The organism is Fundicoccus sp. Sow4_F4 (assembly GCF_052116145.1).
Classification (GTDB): domain Bacteria; phylum Bacillota; class Bacilli; order Lactobacillales; family Aerococcaceae; genus Fundicoccus.
Map to the genome: position 1 here is coordinate 664,325 of NZ_JBQKLQ010000001.1, position 18,503 is coordinate 682,827.

At 35.4% G+C, this 18,503-nt stretch carries 11 protein-coding genes; all 11 read right to left on the minus strand.

From position 1 onward, the window contains the following. Positions 1-87 precede the first annotated feature (87 nt). Complete coding sequence (addA, locus tag ACTQ5J_RS03075) at positions 88-4,014, minus strand: helicase-exonuclease AddAB subunit AddA (protein ID WP_441750536.1); 3,927 nt, start codon at positions 4,012-4,014, stop codon at positions 88-90. After that, positions 4,004-7,657, minus strand: coding sequence for a PD-(D/E)XK nuclease family protein (locus tag ACTQ5J_RS03080; RefSeq protein WP_441750537.1), 3,654 nt, complete (start codon positions 7,655-7,657; stop codon positions 4,004-4,006). Before ACTQ5J_RS03080 ends, addA begins: the two co-directional genes overlap by 11 nt. 43 nt (positions 7,658-7,700) lie before the next feature. Next, positions 7,701-8,927: a peptidase T gene (pepT, locus tag ACTQ5J_RS03085; RefSeq protein ID WP_441750782.1), complete on the minus strand. Its 1,227-nt coding sequence runs from the start codon at positions 8,925-8,927 to the stop codon at positions 7,701-7,703. Between the two features lie 23 nt (positions 8,928-8,950). Beyond that, the gene (locus ACTQ5J_RS03090; RefSeq protein WP_441750538.1) at positions 8,951-9,763 is read right to left on the minus strand and encodes a Nif3-like dinuclear metal center hexameric protein; all 813 of its coding nucleotides are present in this window, start codon (positions 9,761-9,763) and stop codon (positions 8,951-8,953) included. Next, positions 9,753-10,475 (minus strand): tRNA (adenine(22)-N(1))-methyltransferase, encoded by a 723-nt coding sequence (locus tag ACTQ5J_RS03095; RefSeq protein ID WP_441750539.1) that lies wholly within the window; start codon positions 10,473-10,475, stop codon positions 9,753-9,755. The genes ACTQ5J_RS03090 and ACTQ5J_RS03095 overlap by 11 nt, the downstream gene beginning before the upstream one ends. 181 nt (positions 10,476-10,656) lie before the next feature. Further along, on the minus strand, positions 10,657-11,814 hold the full coding sequence (gene rpoD / locus ACTQ5J_RS03100) for an RNA polymerase sigma factor RpoD (protein ID WP_441750540.1): 1,158 nt from the start codon (positions 11,812-11,814) through the stop codon (positions 10,657-10,659). Between the two features lie 15 nt (positions 11,815-11,829). Further along, a complete protein-coding gene (gene dnaG, locus ACTQ5J_RS03105) occupies positions 11,830-13,749 on the minus strand; it encodes a DNA primase (protein WP_441750541.1) in 1,920 nt (639 codons plus the stop codon). A gap of 20 nt (positions 13,750-13,769) precedes the next feature. Beyond that, the gene (locus ACTQ5J_RS03110; protein WP_441750542.1) at positions 13,770-15,029 is read right to left on the minus strand and encodes an MFS transporter; all 1,260 of its coding nucleotides are present in this window, start codon (positions 15,027-15,029) and stop codon (positions 13,770-13,772) included. A gap of 31 nt (positions 15,030-15,060) precedes the next feature. After that, entirely contained in the window at positions 15,061-15,648 is a 588-nt protein-coding gene (gene yihA / locus ACTQ5J_RS03115; protein WP_441750543.1) for a ribosome biogenesis GTP-binding protein YihA/YsxC, read from the minus strand. 17 nt (positions 15,649-15,665) lie between these two features. After that, a complete protein-coding gene (gene clpX, locus ACTQ5J_RS03120) occupies positions 15,666-16,910 on the minus strand; it encodes an ATP-dependent Clp protease ATP-binding subunit ClpX (RefSeq protein ID WP_441750544.1) in 1,245 nt (414 codons plus the stop codon). 141 nt (positions 16,911-17,051) lie between these two features. Continuing rightward, on the minus strand, positions 17,052-18,332 hold the full coding sequence (gene tig, locus ACTQ5J_RS03125; protein WP_441750545.1) for a trigger factor: 1,281 nt from the start codon (positions 18,330-18,332) through the stop codon (positions 17,052-17,054). Between the last annotated feature and the right edge of the window lie 171 nt (positions 18,333-18,503).

Genomic DNA, 18,503 nt, shown 5'->3' on the forward strand with positions numbered 1-18,503 from the left:
CTTAGTTGGGTGTTTTTTGATTTTTCTATCTATTCACAAGCCACTCTAATTAATCAGAACTGTCTGGTTAATTAATCCTATCTTTGTTTAATTAAAGTCATACAAATCCTCTACTTTGACAGTCTCACCAAAGTCTAAAAGTACTAAATAAGCAGCCGTTACTTTATGTTCCTTGGCTTTGCCAAGTGCTTGGGCATATAAACTAACTTGAAACTTGTACTTTTTGATAATTAGAGCAATCTGATCATCTTTACTCAATTTTAAATCCGAACGAAAGCGGTCAGTTTTATAATCAATTAATACAAGACCAGCTTCTGTTTGAATATAATTGTCAATCACTCCATGAACGAGCAATTGATCGTCCTCAAGTTTTTCTAAAGTTATCTCGTCTAATCTTGCTTGTAGTAGTTGATTAGCCGGTAGTAAAAATGAGAAAGCTTGTTCTTTCTTGAGACGTGAAGCATTCTGAATAACAAATTGACCGATGGAACCCAATAAAAACTTTATAATCGCATCCATTTGGATCACTGATAATTGGTCACTGTCAATGTAATTATCTTCCAGCATTCGTTTGGCTTCCTCATTTAGGATTTTTACATACATTGTTTGATCTTCCTCGTCAAACAAAGAGAAGTTCAATTGTTGTAAGAAAAAGTGTGTAATCGTTCCTATTTGTGCATAATCCATTTGCTTATTTTCGATAAAACGAGGGGGTTCAAAAGTATCCTGTGTATATCGTATACTTTGGATAGCCTCCGTCCCCTCTTCAAACTGTGGAAGATTCTCTTGAATTTGCTGAGTGGATGCTCTTCGGTCTTGAAAGACTTCTAACTTTTCAATTCTTGGCTCTTCATACATCCGTTTTAATTCAGATACTGATTGGTAACTTGAGGTATGCGTAGATAATTCATGAACATAAGGCTCTCTCATCAAACGATCGATTCTTTCAACTACTGGATGAGCTGAATCTTCGACTTGTTTAATCGTCTGATTAAATTGAGTGACCCATTGTTCTGGTGTAATGAAAAAAGATGCTTCAATATCAACAAATTGCTTGTCCTTAATCATCGCATCATTAATAAACTCAATCTTAACTTGTTCACGTTTAAAATGAGTGACAGATTTCTGTTGTGTTTGATCTAGTGCTAATGCTTGTCTAATCCAATCGAGCCAAGTCGATGCATTTTGTCTTTCTTGTGTATCTGCTAAGATTGACGCTCTACTTGCTAATTGACGTGTCTTATCAGATTTCTCTTCCCAATCATCCGCATTTTTTATCGAACCAACTATAATAAGTTTTTGCTCACAACGGGTTAAAGCAACATATAATTTACGCATTTCCTCTGCTTTAGACTGACTCTCTTGTTGAATTCTTAATGCTTGTTTTGAAAGAGATGGATATTGTAGCAAGTCTTCATAATCATAAAAGTCTGTTGCAATACCATAATCTTTCGATGCAATATATCGTTTATGAGTGATGTCTCTTAAGTTAAATTTTTTCCCAGTGTTAATTAAGTAAACAATAGGAAATTCTAAGCCTTTACTTGCATGGACTGTCATCGTTCGAATAACATTTTGATCCTCGGCTAAAATCACTGGTTCCGCCAAATCGTTTTCTGTTTGCATCACTTTTTCTATATAATTTACAAAACCAAACAAGCCTTTGAAACTACTATCTTCAAATTCAGCCGCCTTTTGATAAAAAGCATGTAAATTGGCTTGTCTTTGTGGACCATTACTCAAACCTGATACGTAATCTAAGAAGTTTGTCTCTTGATAGATGGTCCAGATTAGTTCAACTAAAGAAACTTCACTAGCAATAGAACGCCAATGTTTCAATTGGGCAAAGAAACGTGTTAACTGTTGTTGAATGAGAGGGTCCGCTTGTTTATTTTCCTTTGACTGATAATGCGCACATGCGGTATAGAATAATCCACTCGGCTGCTCGATTCGAATTTTACTCAACATTTCATCACTTAAACCAACAAAAAACGACTTCAAAATTGCGACGAGTGGAATATCCTGTAAAGGATTATCAATTAACTTGAGTAGCGCAATCATTAAACGTATTTCTTGTCTCTGAAAATAATTCTCCACTTTTTGTGTTAAAACTGGCAGATGATAGTGTTCAAATACTTGTTGAATAGGCAAAAATGGGCTTCGCGTAGAACTCAGCAACACAATATCTTTAAATGTGGCTAAACGCATTTGTTTTGACTGCTTGTCATATACTTCAAAACCGTCTGCAATTTTTTTCTGAATGTCTTGAGCCACAAGATGTACCTCAGCTTCGAGTGAAGATTCGTAGTTTAGTAAGTCTTCTTCTAAAGCAGATTCATTGGCATCATCATCCATTTCTTTTTGATATAGAAGTAAGTCGATATCAAACATCGAATCACCAGCTGGCGGTAAAAACGAAAGATTCCCTGTCTTTAGAGATTCTTGAACCCCGTAATCCATCTCACCGAATTCAGTATCCATGATACGTTCAAATAAATAGTTGGTAAACTGTAAGACTTCATCTCGCGAGCGATAGTTCTTATCAAGAACTATTAGATCTCCACCTTCTCCTCGATCATACGCACGATATTTTTTTAAGAATAAACTAGGCTCTGCCATACGGAAACCGTAAATAGATTGTTTGACATCCCCTACCATAAACATATTTCCTAATAAATCTGTTCGATAATCATGAGCGAGCCAACTGAGAATAGTTGCTTGGATATCATTGATGTCTTGATATTCGTCCACCATGACCTCTTTAAATTGATTCTGAAAATACAATGCTGCAGGACTGGCTTCACGTCTTTTACTGTCCGGATGATAAGGTGCTAGAATATCAAGCGTTAGGTGTTCCAAGTCATTATAATCAATAATATTTAGTTGTCTCTTGTGACGCATTAGATATTCCGAAAATAACAATGTAAGTGTGCTTAATTGTTGGATAATTGGTGAGATATGTTCCTCAATTTTGACAGTATCTTCATAACTAAAATGAAATAGCGTCGCTAGTCGATCAGACATAATTTTCTTAGCGTCATCACGAAAGCCTTTCATTAAGCTGACTATATCAAAGTCATCGTCCGTTTTTTTCGTCGACGGCCAACGTTCAAACTTTAAATGCCCCATTAAATGCATAATGCTTTCTAAATCATCTGAGTAATTGGCTTCAAGTAATGTCACAATAAATTGGCGATCTGATTCCAAAACAGCTGCATATTTATCAATGGTTTCTTGACTCGTTCCTTGTACTAAATCAAACGCTCTATCTAAAAGGCGGTGTGCAGCTAAAGCATTCCTTTCAATATAACGTTTTAAGAAGTCTTGGTATAAATCTGAGGTTTTAAACACTTCAAAATCTGCCGTTAACTGATGAATTGTTGCTAGCCATATGCTTGGTTCTGTATGAGAACTTGAGAACAAGTACAAATCCAGAACCATATCGAACAAAGCTTGGTCGCTACGTGCATCTGCAAATCGATTCATCAACTCTCCTAAAGACTCTTTGGTTAAATGATGGGACTCGCTAGTCGTTTTTTCTTCAAGAATATCTGACAAAACATTCTGCCATACCTCCTGATAGATTAATGTTTTCTGAGTTTCGTCCGTTAATAATTGAAAGCTTGGATTAAAATCGATCACATAGAAAAATTGTTGAATAATTTGTAAACAAAAACTATGTAAGGTTCGAATGTGTGCAGTTGGCAAGAGATTGATTTGATGTAATAAGTGTCGCTGATGAATCGGGTCACTCGTTTTTGAGACAGCTTTTTTAAGACTGACTTCCATTCTCTCTTTCATTTCCTTTGCAGCAGATTCTGTAAAGGTCACCACTAGTAATTCATCTAATTCAGCATAATTGTTCCCCAAATGAGTTAAAATCCGCTCAATTAATACTGTTGTTTTACCGGACCCAGCACTAGCTGCTACTAGAATATTTGAGCCTTTTTGATGTATTGCTTGCCACTGCTCATCATTAAATTGGACATTAGCAGGTTTAATTTCAAATGTCATCAATCGTCTCCTCCTCTCCATCAATTGCTTCTAATTCTTTTTTCATCATTTGAATAACTTCATTTTTCTTTATTGTTTTATGACGATAAGTTGAATAGGACTGTGTCGCATCAAAACCTGTAATCACTCTAAATTGCGCTTGTAACGCCGGTGTAAAACGTTCGTGCAAGAATGGTTGAAGTTCTATTTTTCCGGCTTGGATTTGCTCTGCAGCGCGTTTAAACATGTAATGCGTATATCGGAGCAGAATCTTTAACTCATTTTCATCAAAAGCCACGCTATAAGCATTGTAGTTCCCATCTTTTTTTAATGCGACAGGATAAATTAAGCTCTTGCTTGAACTTTCAATCGATGGTTCGACTTCTGCCATGACCGTTGGGTCGACAGTGACAAAGCCATTTAAACGGTTTTTAGTTAAGTGTAGTTCAGAGGTTTTATTTTGACCGTCTTGGCTGTCCAATAATTCATTTGTTGCTTTTTGATAACTATGAATGATTGGCTGATAAAAAGCGCCGAGTGACAAATGATCAGCATAATTTTTCAGTGCAACCGATAAATACGTTAATACTTGTAAATCCAAACCGTAATAGGCATCAATTAGGTCAAATGTTTTATTGCCAGATTTATAATCAATGATTTGCAGATAATTTTGTTGTTTAACATTCACACGATCAATTCGATCAATCTTTCCACTTATCGAAAGTTGCCCTCCACTCGAAAGTGGATAAACAAAACCATCTAAACCTTGTTGTTTCAAATTCAAACCAAAAATCGCTTCAGTTTGTAACGTTTCTATATTACTTAAGCTTTGTTGCTTTTTAATAAATGCTAAAAATTCGTGAAGACGTCGATCCATTTGTGACTTAATGGCAGTTAATCGTGGTTGACTATCAAATAAATTAAAACGTGGATCTTCACTGATGGTCCATAAAGTTTGAGTAAATAGTTGGTCAAACTGTTCACGGTCCAATTCATTAACCGATAAGTTTTGTAAAATTAACTCTTGCATAAAACGGTCCAAGAATTCATGGAAATAATCACCAGTTTTTGCAGGATTTAGTTCGAATAACTGACGCTCTTGTAATTTTAGACCATGTAATAAGAAGTGACTATATGGGTCTTGGTAATATTGTTCAATTTTTGAAACTGAAAGATTTAAGTTTTTACCAAATAATTCTAACGCAATGTTAGCATCTATATCCTCTGGCAATTGATTAAATTTAAACGTGGCTTCTATTAATTCAGTTAACGGTCTAACATTCAAGACCGGAAAGTCTGATTGATAATTCAACATATGTTTAACTAAAGATAAAAACTCTATAGAAACAGCGGATTGACTTTCGAAATGATGACGTACTTTCTGTAAGATTGGTGTTATTTGCATTGGGAAACGTCCGAAATGAGACATACTCAACTTCGAGGCCTCATTCGTTGCAAGTAAACTGGTATACGTTTGAACCGGCAGAGAAAGACCTTTAATCAGTTGTTCAAAATATGGAGACCATTTGACGTGCTGAGAACCAACATTGACAGCATAAGATATATATAAGCGTTCCGTAGCATTAAGTAGTAATTGATATGCCAAGAATACTTCTTGATTGCTGTGTAAGGCATTATGATTCATCAAATATTGATGTGGCAAAAGGTGTTCCGAGATAGTCTGTCTATTCTCCTGTGTTAATAAAGACTGATGGGCTATCTTTTGTGGTAGGGAAATATCATCTGCACCTAGTACAAAACATATTTTAAAAGGTTGTGCTTGAGGACTCACTACGTTTGAAAAAGTGATTTGATCAATTGTAGGTGGAATAATATGATAACTTCCCTCTTTTAAGCCAGCAAATAAAATATCTAAGAAATGATGATAATCGACTGTTTGCGTTTCATAAAGTGTATAAAATTCATCTAGGGTCTCACTAAAGACTTGCCAGACTTGTTCATGACGTCTTGAGGCATCAATGTCTCCTTTAGCAATCGCAGCGTCTCGTAAACGGATCAATTGTTGTCGGACTCCAGTCTGGTCGACGAGTTGATATAACCAACTCGCAGCTTCAGCACCCGTCATATCTTTGCGCCATTTTTCTAAAGGTGAATGAATCTTTTGTACAGTCCATTCTCTTAAACGATTGGCTAAAGAAAATAACGTTCTCCCTTCTGTTAATCCTAAGGAGTTTTGATAGAATTGTTCTCCTTGAGGAAACAACCAATCAAATGTTAAATTAAAGAATCGAAAACCAAAATATCCATTTGCTAGAAGAATATTCTCTAATTGACTGATTTGATAGAGATGTTCACTAATCAAATGTTCCCATTCATCTGGTGAATACGTATCAAAACTCGCATGAGCAACTGGATCCATTAAAAACAATTCGCTTTTAAGCACAAGCATTAAATCATCATAGCGCCAGTTATATTTTTTTAAATTCAATAAGCCTTCTAACCAAAGCATAAAAGGATGCTGAGACATACTCGCCGCATGGTCATAGAATAAAGGAATCTGATTCATTGCAAAAAAAGGCTCAACTAATGGTTGATACCGATCTAAGTCTCTGGCCACAATTAAAATGTCCCGGTAGCGATAACCTTCTTCCGTAACCAATGCATGAATACTATTGCTGACATGGCGAAGCTCTGTTTGAATTGAATCAAATTCAAGGAAATGATGCGTCGAAGGTAGGCTAGTTAAAGCTTGGGAACTTAGTCTAATTTGACTATCCTGGGCCTGATTATGATAAAAGTATTCAGCGACTTGCTTGATACTTTCGTTAAAATTATACATAGAATGATTAATTTCCCAATCTTTATTGATAGGTAGTTGCAAGGAGTGACATAATTGTCGAATTTGTTGATAAGTCTCTCTTTGAGTTTGCACTAAGGGATGCCACATTTGAGAAGCAGCTTGAGAACTACTTATGGGTAAAGCGATCCAAACTTGTTGGAATACTCTAATTAAATCTAATAATAATTTTAATTGTTGTGCATTAAAATAATAATGATGGTCCACAATTAAATAATGCTCGTTAAAATCTTCTCCTGAAGTCAAAAACTGACTTAAAGCATCGAAATTTTGGTAGCTAGCAAGCTGCCTATCCTTTACAGCCTCAACATAAGCACTATATAATAATTGAAGCTCAGCTAATCGCTGTGCTTCAATATTAGGTACCTCTTGATTAAATTCTTCAACAACTATTTCTTTACCAATGGATGTGCCTAAATCCTCTGGTTCAATATTACCTTCAAATAACTCATCAAATAAACTGACTAGTTTTTCTACAAACCCTTGGTAGTGTATCTGTCCGCGATAAACGATTAATTGGTCTGATTTCTCTAGAAGTATTTGACGAACCAACATGCTTAAACCAATTGTCGATAGATTTTGAGCGCTCTTTAAGTTAGCCGGTAGCATAAACCAAGCTAATCTTGTAAAACTCACTACTTGAATATCTATCATAGCTGCTTGATCCGTCTGACGTATTTCTTGAAGTTCTTTTAACAGATAGGATTCCATATCAAACTTCAAATGTTCTGGAACTAAATAATATATAATCGCCTCAGGATTCTGAGCCTTTATTTTTACTATTTGTTCTATAATGATTCTTTTTTTATTAACCGACAACTCACCTGTAATAAATTGAAGCGGCATGGGCTCACAATCCTTTCATTGGTGTCAACGTTAAAACAATCGTTTATTGTGCGTTTAATTCGATAATTCGAATAACGACTTCTGTCGCTTTAACCATCGATTCAACTGCGACAAATTCAAATCGTCCATGCATGTTTTCCCCGCCAGCGAAAATATTTGGTGTAGGTATTCCCATGAAACTGATTTTCGATCCATCTGTCCCCCCACGAATTGGATGAATAAGTGGTTTAATATCTAAGTCTTCCATCGCTTTTTTGGCTAATTCTACGGATGTCATATCTTTTTCAATCACTTCAGCCATATTGTAATATTGATCAAATAATTCAAGTTTAATTGGGCGGCTAGGATACTTCTCATTGATTTTTGCAACCGCATCTTCAACGAATGTTTTACGTTGATTAAATAACTCACGATCATGATCACGAATAATCATACTTAATTTAGCTTCATCAACTGTCCCCGTTACATCAGCAACATGATAAAATCCTTCTAAACCTTCAGTTTGTTCAGGCACTTCATTTTCAGGTAGTAATTGCATAAAATCATTCATAACAGTGATTGCATTCACCATTTTCCCCTTAGCCGTACCAGGATGAATGTTTTTCCCCGTAATCGTTAATGTAGCTCCAGCAGCATTAAAACTTTCATATTCTAATTCTCCAACTGGTCCGCCATCCAATGTATAAGCAAAATCAGTAGCAAAGCCTTCAGCATCGAAGTGATCGGCTCCACGTCCAATCTCTTCATCTGGACCAAATGCCACACGTACTTTTCCATGCTTGATTTCAGGATTTTGAATGAGATATTCCATAGCAGTGATAATTTCAGCTATTCCCGCTTTATCATCTGCACCTAAGAGCGTCGTTCCATCTGTTGTGATTAATGTTTGCCCTTTGTACTTCAATAAATTTGAAAAATAAGCCGTCGTCATTACGATGTTCTGTTCTTTATTCAATACGATATCTTCAAGATTATAATTTTCGACAATCTGAGGAGACACATTAACTGAATTAAAGTCAGCTGTATCAACGTGAGCAATAAAACCAATTGTTGGAACATCTTTATCAATAGTTGATGGTAATGTTGCTGTTACAAAAGCATTGTTAGGATCTAATATTACTTCCGTCATCCCGATTTCTTTCAGTTCATCTACCAATAAATTCAATAAATCGAACTGAATTGACGTTGATGGAATAGTTGGACTATTCACATCTGAACGCGTATTGATTTTTGCATATTTAATTAAACGATTTTGAGTTTTTGTAAAAATTGACATTAAAACACTCCATTCTATTATTCGTAAGAAAAAGGATTGGTATTCATTTGACTAGCTGTGACTGTGATATTCCAATGACGTTCATTAACCAGTGCTTGCAAATCCTTAGTTAAGCCTGGGACAAAGATTGATTCTATATAATGACCTGCATCTATCGTCATAAAACCTGTCTCATAAAAATCATGGCCCTGGTGATAAGAGACGTCCCCAGTAATGAAGACATCCACATTATTTGCCAGAGCTTCATGCATAAAGCTAGATCCAGCTCCGCCAACAATGCCGATTACCTGATAATTTTCTTTTGGTTCTTTCTCAATAACTACTAGTTGTTGGCGCTGATACTTCTCTTTTAAGAAAACCAGCAACTCCTCTCGAGTCATTGCTTCTTTCAAACGTCCTACTCGACCAATTCCTGGATTCTCAGGTTCTTCATGAGTGACTAACGATTGTATATCCACTAACTCTAGCTGCTGCGCTAACCAGTCATTCATTCCATTATGGGCTGCATCAAAATTTGTATGCATTGCAAAGACATTGATGTCATGTTTTATCAAGTCAGCGTACATTGCAATATCAGGTTTATTTAAATCAAATCTTTGAATAGCCTTAAAAAGCGGCGGGTGATGCACAATAATCGTGTCAATCCCTTTATTAATTGCTTCTTCTACAACATTTGGTCTGATATCTAAACTAACCATCACATTATTAACGCTAGCATCTAAACGCCCAAAGTGTAAACCGTTTTGATCCCAGTTTTCTGCAAGGAATTCTGGATATACAGCGTTTAATTCATTGGTTAAATCTTGTAACTGGATAATATTATTTGACACGGACTAACTCCTCCCTAATCATCTGAATATGGTTTTCCATTTCAATTAGTTTAGTATTCGTCGCATCTCCTAATCCTTGTTTCATCGAGGCATAAATTTTCTTTTGACTTTTTAATTCACGCTCCCACTTTTCAACAAAAGAAGGACTTGTTTCTTTTAAGTTAAAGGGTCCAAAGATTCGTTGACGGCGGCTTAGTATTTGTTGTTGCCCAGAAACAAATTCTGCAACTATAATTTCATACATACGGTCATTATCCTCGACAACCTTCTCATCTCGAATAATAAAATGATGTCTACTTAACCATTCTCTTAATTGAGGTTCAGCCATGTTCGGTTGCAGTACAAGGATTGTATTTTCTTTGATAACTTCTAAGCCAGCTTCAAGAATATTACGAATTAATATCCCTCCCATCCCACAAATTGCAACGACATTAATTTGATCTTCAACACTAACCACTTCAAGACCATTGCCTTTTCTAACCTCAATTGTTTCTGTTAAACTTTGTTGCTGAACTTCTTTAATGGCAGATTGATAAGGCCCTTGCACAACTTCACCTGCTACTGCAAAAGAAATTACATCATTTAATGCCAAATGACAGGGTAAATAAGCATGGTCACTTCCTATATCTGCTAAACGGATTGGTTCAGTTCCATACTGTTTAATAAAATGCGCGACATGTTCTAAGCGCGGCGATAATTTTTCAGAATTCATTGTCTCACCTCATTACATTATGTTAGTTAATTTATCAAAAAAAACCGAACATATCTAAGAAGAGCATACTTCTCAATTCAAATAAATTGTTAACATCACTCTTTAGCGTGAGTAACTGCTAACCTTTTGAATTCAGTCGTTACATGCAACGCTTCTTTTGAAATGTTCGGTTAATCATTTTTTATTCTAAAAAGTCTTTTAATTGTTTAGAACGGCTTGGGTGGCGTAATTTACGTAACGCTTTTGCTTCGATTTGACGAATACGTTCGCGAGTTACTCCGAATACTTTGCCGACTTGTTCTAAAGTGCGGATATTCCCATCATCTAAACCAAAACGTAGACGCAATACGTTCTCTTCACGATCTGTTAAAGTATCTAAAACATCTTCTAATTGCTCACGCAATAAAGCAGAAGAAGTAAATGTTTCTGGACTCATTGCTGCTTCATCCTCAATGAAATCACCTAAATGAGAATCATCTTCTTCACCAATTGGTGTTTCAAGAGATACAGGTTCTTGGGCAATTTTAAGGATTTCACGAACTTTTTCAGTCGGTAAATCCATTTCCGCTCCGATTTCTTCAGGCGTAGGTTCTCTTCCTAAATCTTGAAGCAATTGACGTTGTACCCTAACTAATTTATTGATTGTTTCCACCATATGAACTGGGATACGAATCGTACGCGCTTGGTCAGCAATTGCACGGGTGATTGCTTGACGAATCCACCAAGTAGCGTAAGTTGAGAATTTGAATCCTTTCGTATGGTCAAATTTCTCAACTGCTTTCATTAAGCCCATATTGCCTTCTTGAATTAAATCCAAGAATTGCATACCACGGCCAACATAACGTTTAGCAATTGACACTACCAACCTCAAGTTAGCTTCAGCTAATTCTTGCTTAGCTAAGTCATCATTTTCTTGAATTCTAATCGCAAGTGCAACTTCTTCTTCTGCATTTAAAAGAGGCACACGTCCAATTTCTTTCAAGTACATTCTTACTGGATCACTAACTTTTACTTTGGATGCAGCCGCTTTTGAAGCAGCACTCATCTCTTCTTTTTTAGACTCTTTAACATCCTCAGCACGAACCATTTGTTGTTTCGTCGGACCACCATCGTCACCGACAACTGAAATCCCACTATCTTCAATCTCTTGAATAAGTAAGTCAATTCCTTCTGATTTAAGTGCATAAGGACTTGCGATTTTTTCAGTTAATTCATCATAATGAATTTGACCCAGTACTTTCTTATCAGCAATTAATTTCTTCGTTGCTTGTTTCACTGTTAGTTGTAATGCTTGTTTTTTAGTATCTGATACTTTAGCTTTATTTTTTTCTTCAGACATTAAAAATCCCCCTTTTTAACGTTTTTTCAACTGTCGATTTAAACTCATAATACGATTAATCACTTCGTTATTTTCAGTATACTTCTGTTCTTTACGGTATTGTTCTGATTTTTGTCTTAACTCTTTAATTTCTAAGTGTATAAACTCTTCATTAATCACACGTAAACAATCTTCAATAATTTCATCTGCATAACCTAAGGGATCACTTTCCCAAATTAAAGTTGTCAGAAAATGATTGAGTTCCGTATCTTGAATTTTATCTACAATCCCAGTTAAAGGCATTTTATTCCCTTGATAATAATAATCTTGTAATTCAAAGTAAACAGCTTGAGCCGTTTCGTGAAACATGATAATCGTTTGATTTTGACTATTTAAATAATCCCAGGCTTCTTGATAATAAATTAAGCACGCAATTAAATGTTTTTCACTTTGGTATGCTCTTGCAGATTTTACTTTGAGTACGGTTGGCGCTGAAGATAAACTATCTACTTCATAATTCGATTCAAACTCTTCCTCCGGTGGAGGTGCCCCCCAAAAATCAGGCGAAGCTAATTCCGTTTCTGTTTCAATAGGTTTTGGCTTATATGTAGATTGTTCATTAACCGGCTTATCCAATTGATTATGTCGTGCTCGAGCAAGTTGTTCTAACAGTATGCTCTCACTTAAATGATATTGTTCAACAATATCACGAATCCTTAATTGTTGTTCAATAGGTGATTTAATTTCGGAAATTAATTGAATAAGTCGTTCGATATAAGCGGCTAGTTGTTGATCATCACTCACATCAAACTCTTGTTTTAAGTATGTGCGGTAAAACTCAAATCGTGTATCTGCTTGATTAATTAATGTTTGAAAGCTAGCCGCTCCCTTTTGCTTAATCCAATCATCTGGATCAAGTTTATTTGGAATATGGATACTTTTAAACAATTGTTTGTATTTATTGGAAAGATCGAAAGCTCTTGCCGTTGCTTTCTGTCCAGCTTCATCACCATCAAATACAAAGATGATTTCGTTAGCTAATTTACCTAATTGTTTGATATGGGCATCTGTCAAACTCGTTCCCATTGTAGCAACTGAGTGAATATAGCCTGCTTGATTTAAAGCAATAACATCCATATATCCTTCGCATACAATGACCTGATTTAATTGTCTAATTTTAGGTCTTGCAACATCTAAATTATATACTAAATCAGTTTTATGGAAAATATCTGTTTCAGGTGAATTTAAATATTTAGCTGGTGAGGAATTTGTTAACGTATCATCGTAAACACGTCCTGAGAAACCAACTACTTCTGCTCTTGCATTTCTTAAAGGGAAAATAATTCTCCCACGAAAACGATCCACAAGACTCCCTTGACTATTCTCATAAAAGATTCCACTGGAAACGAGTTGTTCTTTCGTATAATTCTCTTGTGATAAGTATTGTAAAAGCACATCGGAATTTAATGGTGCCACACCCAGTTGAAAAGTATCTAATGTGGCTTCTGTCATATCTCGATCAGTTAAATAATTAAGTGCTTTTTCACCATTAGTGGTGTTTAATAAATAATAATGATAAAAGTCATTCACTTTTTTATGGATATCATAAAGAAGTTGATGTTCTTTTGAATGACCACCTGCATCGCTGTTAAGAGTGTAACGTTCATCGAGTGTTACATTAGAAAATTCTGCAGCTTTTTGAACAGCGGCAACAAAATTAATTCCTTCTATTTCTTGTAAAAAACCATAAACATTTCCACCGCGACCACAACTAAAACACTTGTAGATTTGCTTGCCTGGATGGACTGAAAACGACGGATTACGGTCTTCATGAAAAGGACAAGAAGCTGAATAATTTGTCCCCTTTTTGGTTAATTGAACATATTGATTAATTACATCAACAATATCTGTTTTCTGACGTATGTCTTGGATGACTTCTTCAGGAATATAACTCATTGAAATCACCTTTTCTAAATTTATACTGCCTCTTTTGTGACTGGAGGCTTAGCAATGAATAATAAAATGGCTCCGATGATAAATTGTACAATAAGTGCAAATACACCTTTCAACGAATCATCCGTTAATTGAGCCACAATACCAAGTGCTGTTGTCCCTAGAACCGAACTAAATTTTCCGAAGATATTGTAAAACCCAAAAAATTGATTCGTATTCTGACTAGGAATCATTTGTCCGAAGTATGATCGACTTAATGATTGAATTCCCCCTTGGGCAGTTCCAACTAGGATCGCTAAGAAAAGAAAATCATTAAACGTGTCTAAACCTAACGCAATAACACAAATGACCATATAAGTGGCGATACCAACAAACAACATACTCCGTGTTCCAAATTTTTTGGCTAACACGCCGTATAAAATAGTACACGGAAATGCAACAACTTGAACGATTAATAACATAATAATCAGTTGGTCTGCCGATAAGCCTATATCTGTACCAACAGACGTAGCCATCTTGATGATGGTACCTACTCCGTCAATATAGAAAAAATAAGCGATTAAAAATAATGAAATATGTTTATACTTTTTAATTTCACTTAAGGTTGAGCGAATCGACTGAATCGTTGATTGAAATAAATTGCCGTCTTTTTCAGAATAGGACTTTTGTTCAACATTCATCCAATAAGGAATTGTGAAGCCAAACCACCAGACAGCTGTTAACATAAATCCAATATTAACAGTCGTTCTAGCGTCAAAAAAGCCACCTAACTGAAACACCATAAAGATTAAGAAAGGAATCACACTTCCAATATATCCAAAGCCGAAACCAGCGGAACTAACTTGATCTAAGCGGTCACGACTTGTGACGTCCATCAAAGACCCATCATAAAAAATATTTGCCATTCCAAAACCAATGGCTGATACAGCATATAATAAGAGTAAGCTCATCCATCCACTACTTGATACAAACATCATACTAAACACAGCCATTATTCCTAACATCGTACCTATTGTGAATAAAGGCTTCCTAACTTTAGGATAATCTGCGATAGTTCCTAAAAGTGGAGCCAGTAACCCAATTAAGACGGTGGCTGTTGAATTGGCGTAGCCAAGATATGCGGTAGAATCAGAGGCCCCTATACCTGCAGCGTCTGTAACAGATTTATAGAATATTGGAAATACAGCTGTGGTAATCATTAACGAATAAACCGAGTTAGCCCAATCTTGAAATATCCAACTCCACTCAGTTTTGGTAAACTTTTTAGATATCGTTTTTATCATTTAAAGTCTCCTTTTAGATAGTTAAATGAATCTAATCAGCAAGTTGATCTTCAATAATGTCCCATATATCTTCCGAACCTTCTCCGGTTTCAGACGAAATATAGAATAAAGCATCTATAGAAGGCAAATCCAATGCATTTTTATACATTGAGAGTTGCTTATTTAATTGGCTTTTTTTTATTTTATCTAATTTAGTTAAAACAATGGCATAAGGTATTTCAGCATCATCCGCAAAATCTTTCATTGCTTTATCCAAATCAGTTGGCTCGTGGCGAATATCCATTAATAGTAATAACAAACGAATATTATCTCTATTCAGAATGTAATGCTCAATCATTGAACCCCATTTAACTCGTTCAGTTTTTGATACTCTGGCGTAACCATAACCAGGTACATCGACAAAACGAAACTTATTGTTAATATTGTAAAAATTTAAAGTTTGAGTTTTTCCAGGTTGTCCAGACGTACGAGCTAATCCGATTCTTTCAATCATTCGATTAATAAAAGAAGACTTGCCAACATTTGAACGTCCAGCTAGTGCTATTTCCGGTACGGAATCAACAGGGTACTGATCAGGTCGAACAGCACTAATTACTAGTTCTGCGTGTGTTACTTTCATAAAACTCACCTCTTAGTTTAAGAAATCTTTCGGTTCTCTTCATTGTAATAATTGGGTTCACTTTCCCCAATGACATTCTCGCGCGTGATAACAATCTTCTTAACATCATCACGATTTGGCACTTCGAACATCACATCTAGCATAACTGCTTCAATAATAGATCTTAAGCCACGCGCGCCAGTTTCGCGACGAATTGCTTTTTTAGCAATTTCAACTAATGCACCCTCTTCAAACTCTAATTGTACATCTTCTAATTCAAGAAGACGTTGGTATTGTTTAACCAATGCATTTTTAGGTTTAGTTAGAATATTAATTAAATCATCTTCAGTCAATTCTTCTAATGAAGCCATTACAGGTAGACGTCCAATAAATTCTGGTATTAAACCAAACTTCAGTAAGTCTTCCGGTGTAATTTGTTGCATATATGATTTAGTATTATCCACTTGACTGTTTGTGCTTCCAAAACCGATTACTTTGCTCCCAAATCTTTCTTTAACAATCGTTTCGATGCCATCAAAAGCACCACCAACAATAAATAGAATCTGACTTGTATCTAATTTTAGGAAATCTTGGTTAGGATGCTTTCTTCCACCTTTAGGTGGAATATTAGCTTCTGTCCCTTCTAATATCTTCAAGAGAGCTTGTTGGACACCTTCACCACTTACGTCACGTGTAATTGAAGTGTTTTCTCCTTTTCGAGAAATTTTATCAATTTCATCAATGTAAATAATGCCTTTTTCTGCTCTTTCTAAATCATAATCAGCTGCTTGAACTAATTTTAATAGAATATTCTCAACGTCTTCACCTACATAACCTGCTTCGGTTAGGGTGGTAGCATCTGCAATTGCAAAGGGAACATTCAGAATTCTAGCTAAACTTTGTGCTAGGTAAGTCTTACCAGAACCAGTTGGTCCTACCAAACAGATATTACTTTTGTGTAATTCAATATCATCTTCAAAATCCACATCATGGTTCACACGTTTATAGTGATTATAAACCGCTACTGAAAGAGTTTTCTTCGCTTCTTTTTGCCCAATCACATATTGGTCTAAAGTCGCCATGATTTCGCTAGGCTTTAAGATATTAATTGGCTGCTCTTGTTTATCATGCTTCAATTCTTCATCAATGATGCTTTTACATAATTCAACACACTCATCACAGATAAATACATCTGGACCAGCGATAATTTTATTTACTTCTTCTTGTGATTTACCACAAAATGAGCAAAAATAGTCATTTATTCTAGGCGTTTTCTTAGCCATACGACTACTCCTTTCTAATAATTATCACTTGTGACTTCTCATCACAAATGATAAAAAAGGGATGCAATTAGCCCGTGCCTTCACATGTGACTTTTGCATTCCCTCTTATAGTATTATAATTAGTATTTGAACCTAATTATCTTATTTTTCTTCAACTGAGTCAACAATTAAGCTCATTGCTTTTTTCAATCGAACATCTGCTTCTAACATATCTGTAGATACAAATCCACGGACTTGTTCAACTTCCATGTTGTATTGTGCAGCTAATGATTCTACTTCAGCATTGATCTCATCTTCAGAAATTTCAATAGCTTCTGCTTCTACGATAGCTTCAAGAACTAAGTTAGTTTTTGTACGTAATTCAGCTTCCTCAGCATATTGAGCTTTTAAATCATCTTTAGATTGACCTGAGATTTGGTAGAACATTTCTTCGTTGATTCCTTGACGTTGTAAGTTGTTTAAGAAATATGACATTTGACGTTCAATTTCTTGATCAACCATTGCTTGTGGCAATTCAACGATTTCAGCGTTCTCAACAGCTTGACGTAAAGCTAAATCTTCAACCGCTTCTTTAGCGTTTGCTTCTTTTTCTTCTGTTAATTGAACACGAATTTTATTTTCTAATTCTGATAATGATTCAACTTCTTCATCAGCGTCTTTAGCAAATTCATCATCTAAAGCAGGTACTTCTTTTGCTTTAACTTCGTGAACTTTAACTTTAAACACTGCTTCTTTGCCAGCTAAATCTTCAGAATGATATTCTTCAGGGAAAGTTACAACTACGTCTTTTTCATCTTCAGCTTTTGTTCCGACTAATTGTTCTTCGAAACCTGGGATGAATGAGTTAGAACCTAATTCTAATGAATGGTTATCGCCTTTTCCACCTTCAAAAGCTTCTTCGCCAACGAAACCTTCGTAGTCAATGACAACTGTATCGCCAGAAACTGCTTCAGAGTCTTTAATAACTAATTCAGCTAAAGCTTGACGTTTAGTTTCGATTGCTTCGTTAACTTCTTCGTCAGAAACTTCACGGTCTTGTTTCTCAACAGTTAACTCTTTGTATTGACCTAATTTTACTTCTGGTTTAGTAATGACGTGAGCATGTAATACCCAAGCTTCACCTTTTTCCATTTTTTCGATATGTACTTCTGGTTCGATAACTGGTTCAACACCAGACTCTTCAATTGCTTTTCTAAAAGCATCTTGTAATAGAAGATTTAATGTATCTTCATATAATGCTTCTTCACCGTAAACGTTGTTAAAAATTTGGCGTGGTACTTTACCTTTACGGAAACCTGGTACAGAAATAGATTTTTGTACTTTTTTAAATGTTTTGTCTAAACCTTTTTTTACTTCTTCTAATGGGATTTCAAAAGTTAATAATCCCTCATTTGTTGCGTTTTTTTCGAATTTTACTGACATGTGTCTTAACCCTCCAACACTAAATATAGTTTACATACTAGTATAGTTTACCGAATTTATCATGTTTTGTAAATGATTTTAGTGAATTATTGTGATATCCGATGTTTTTTTCAATAATTTGCTTTGAATTAGCTTATTTTAGCGTATACTTAAGAGTAATTCACACAATAG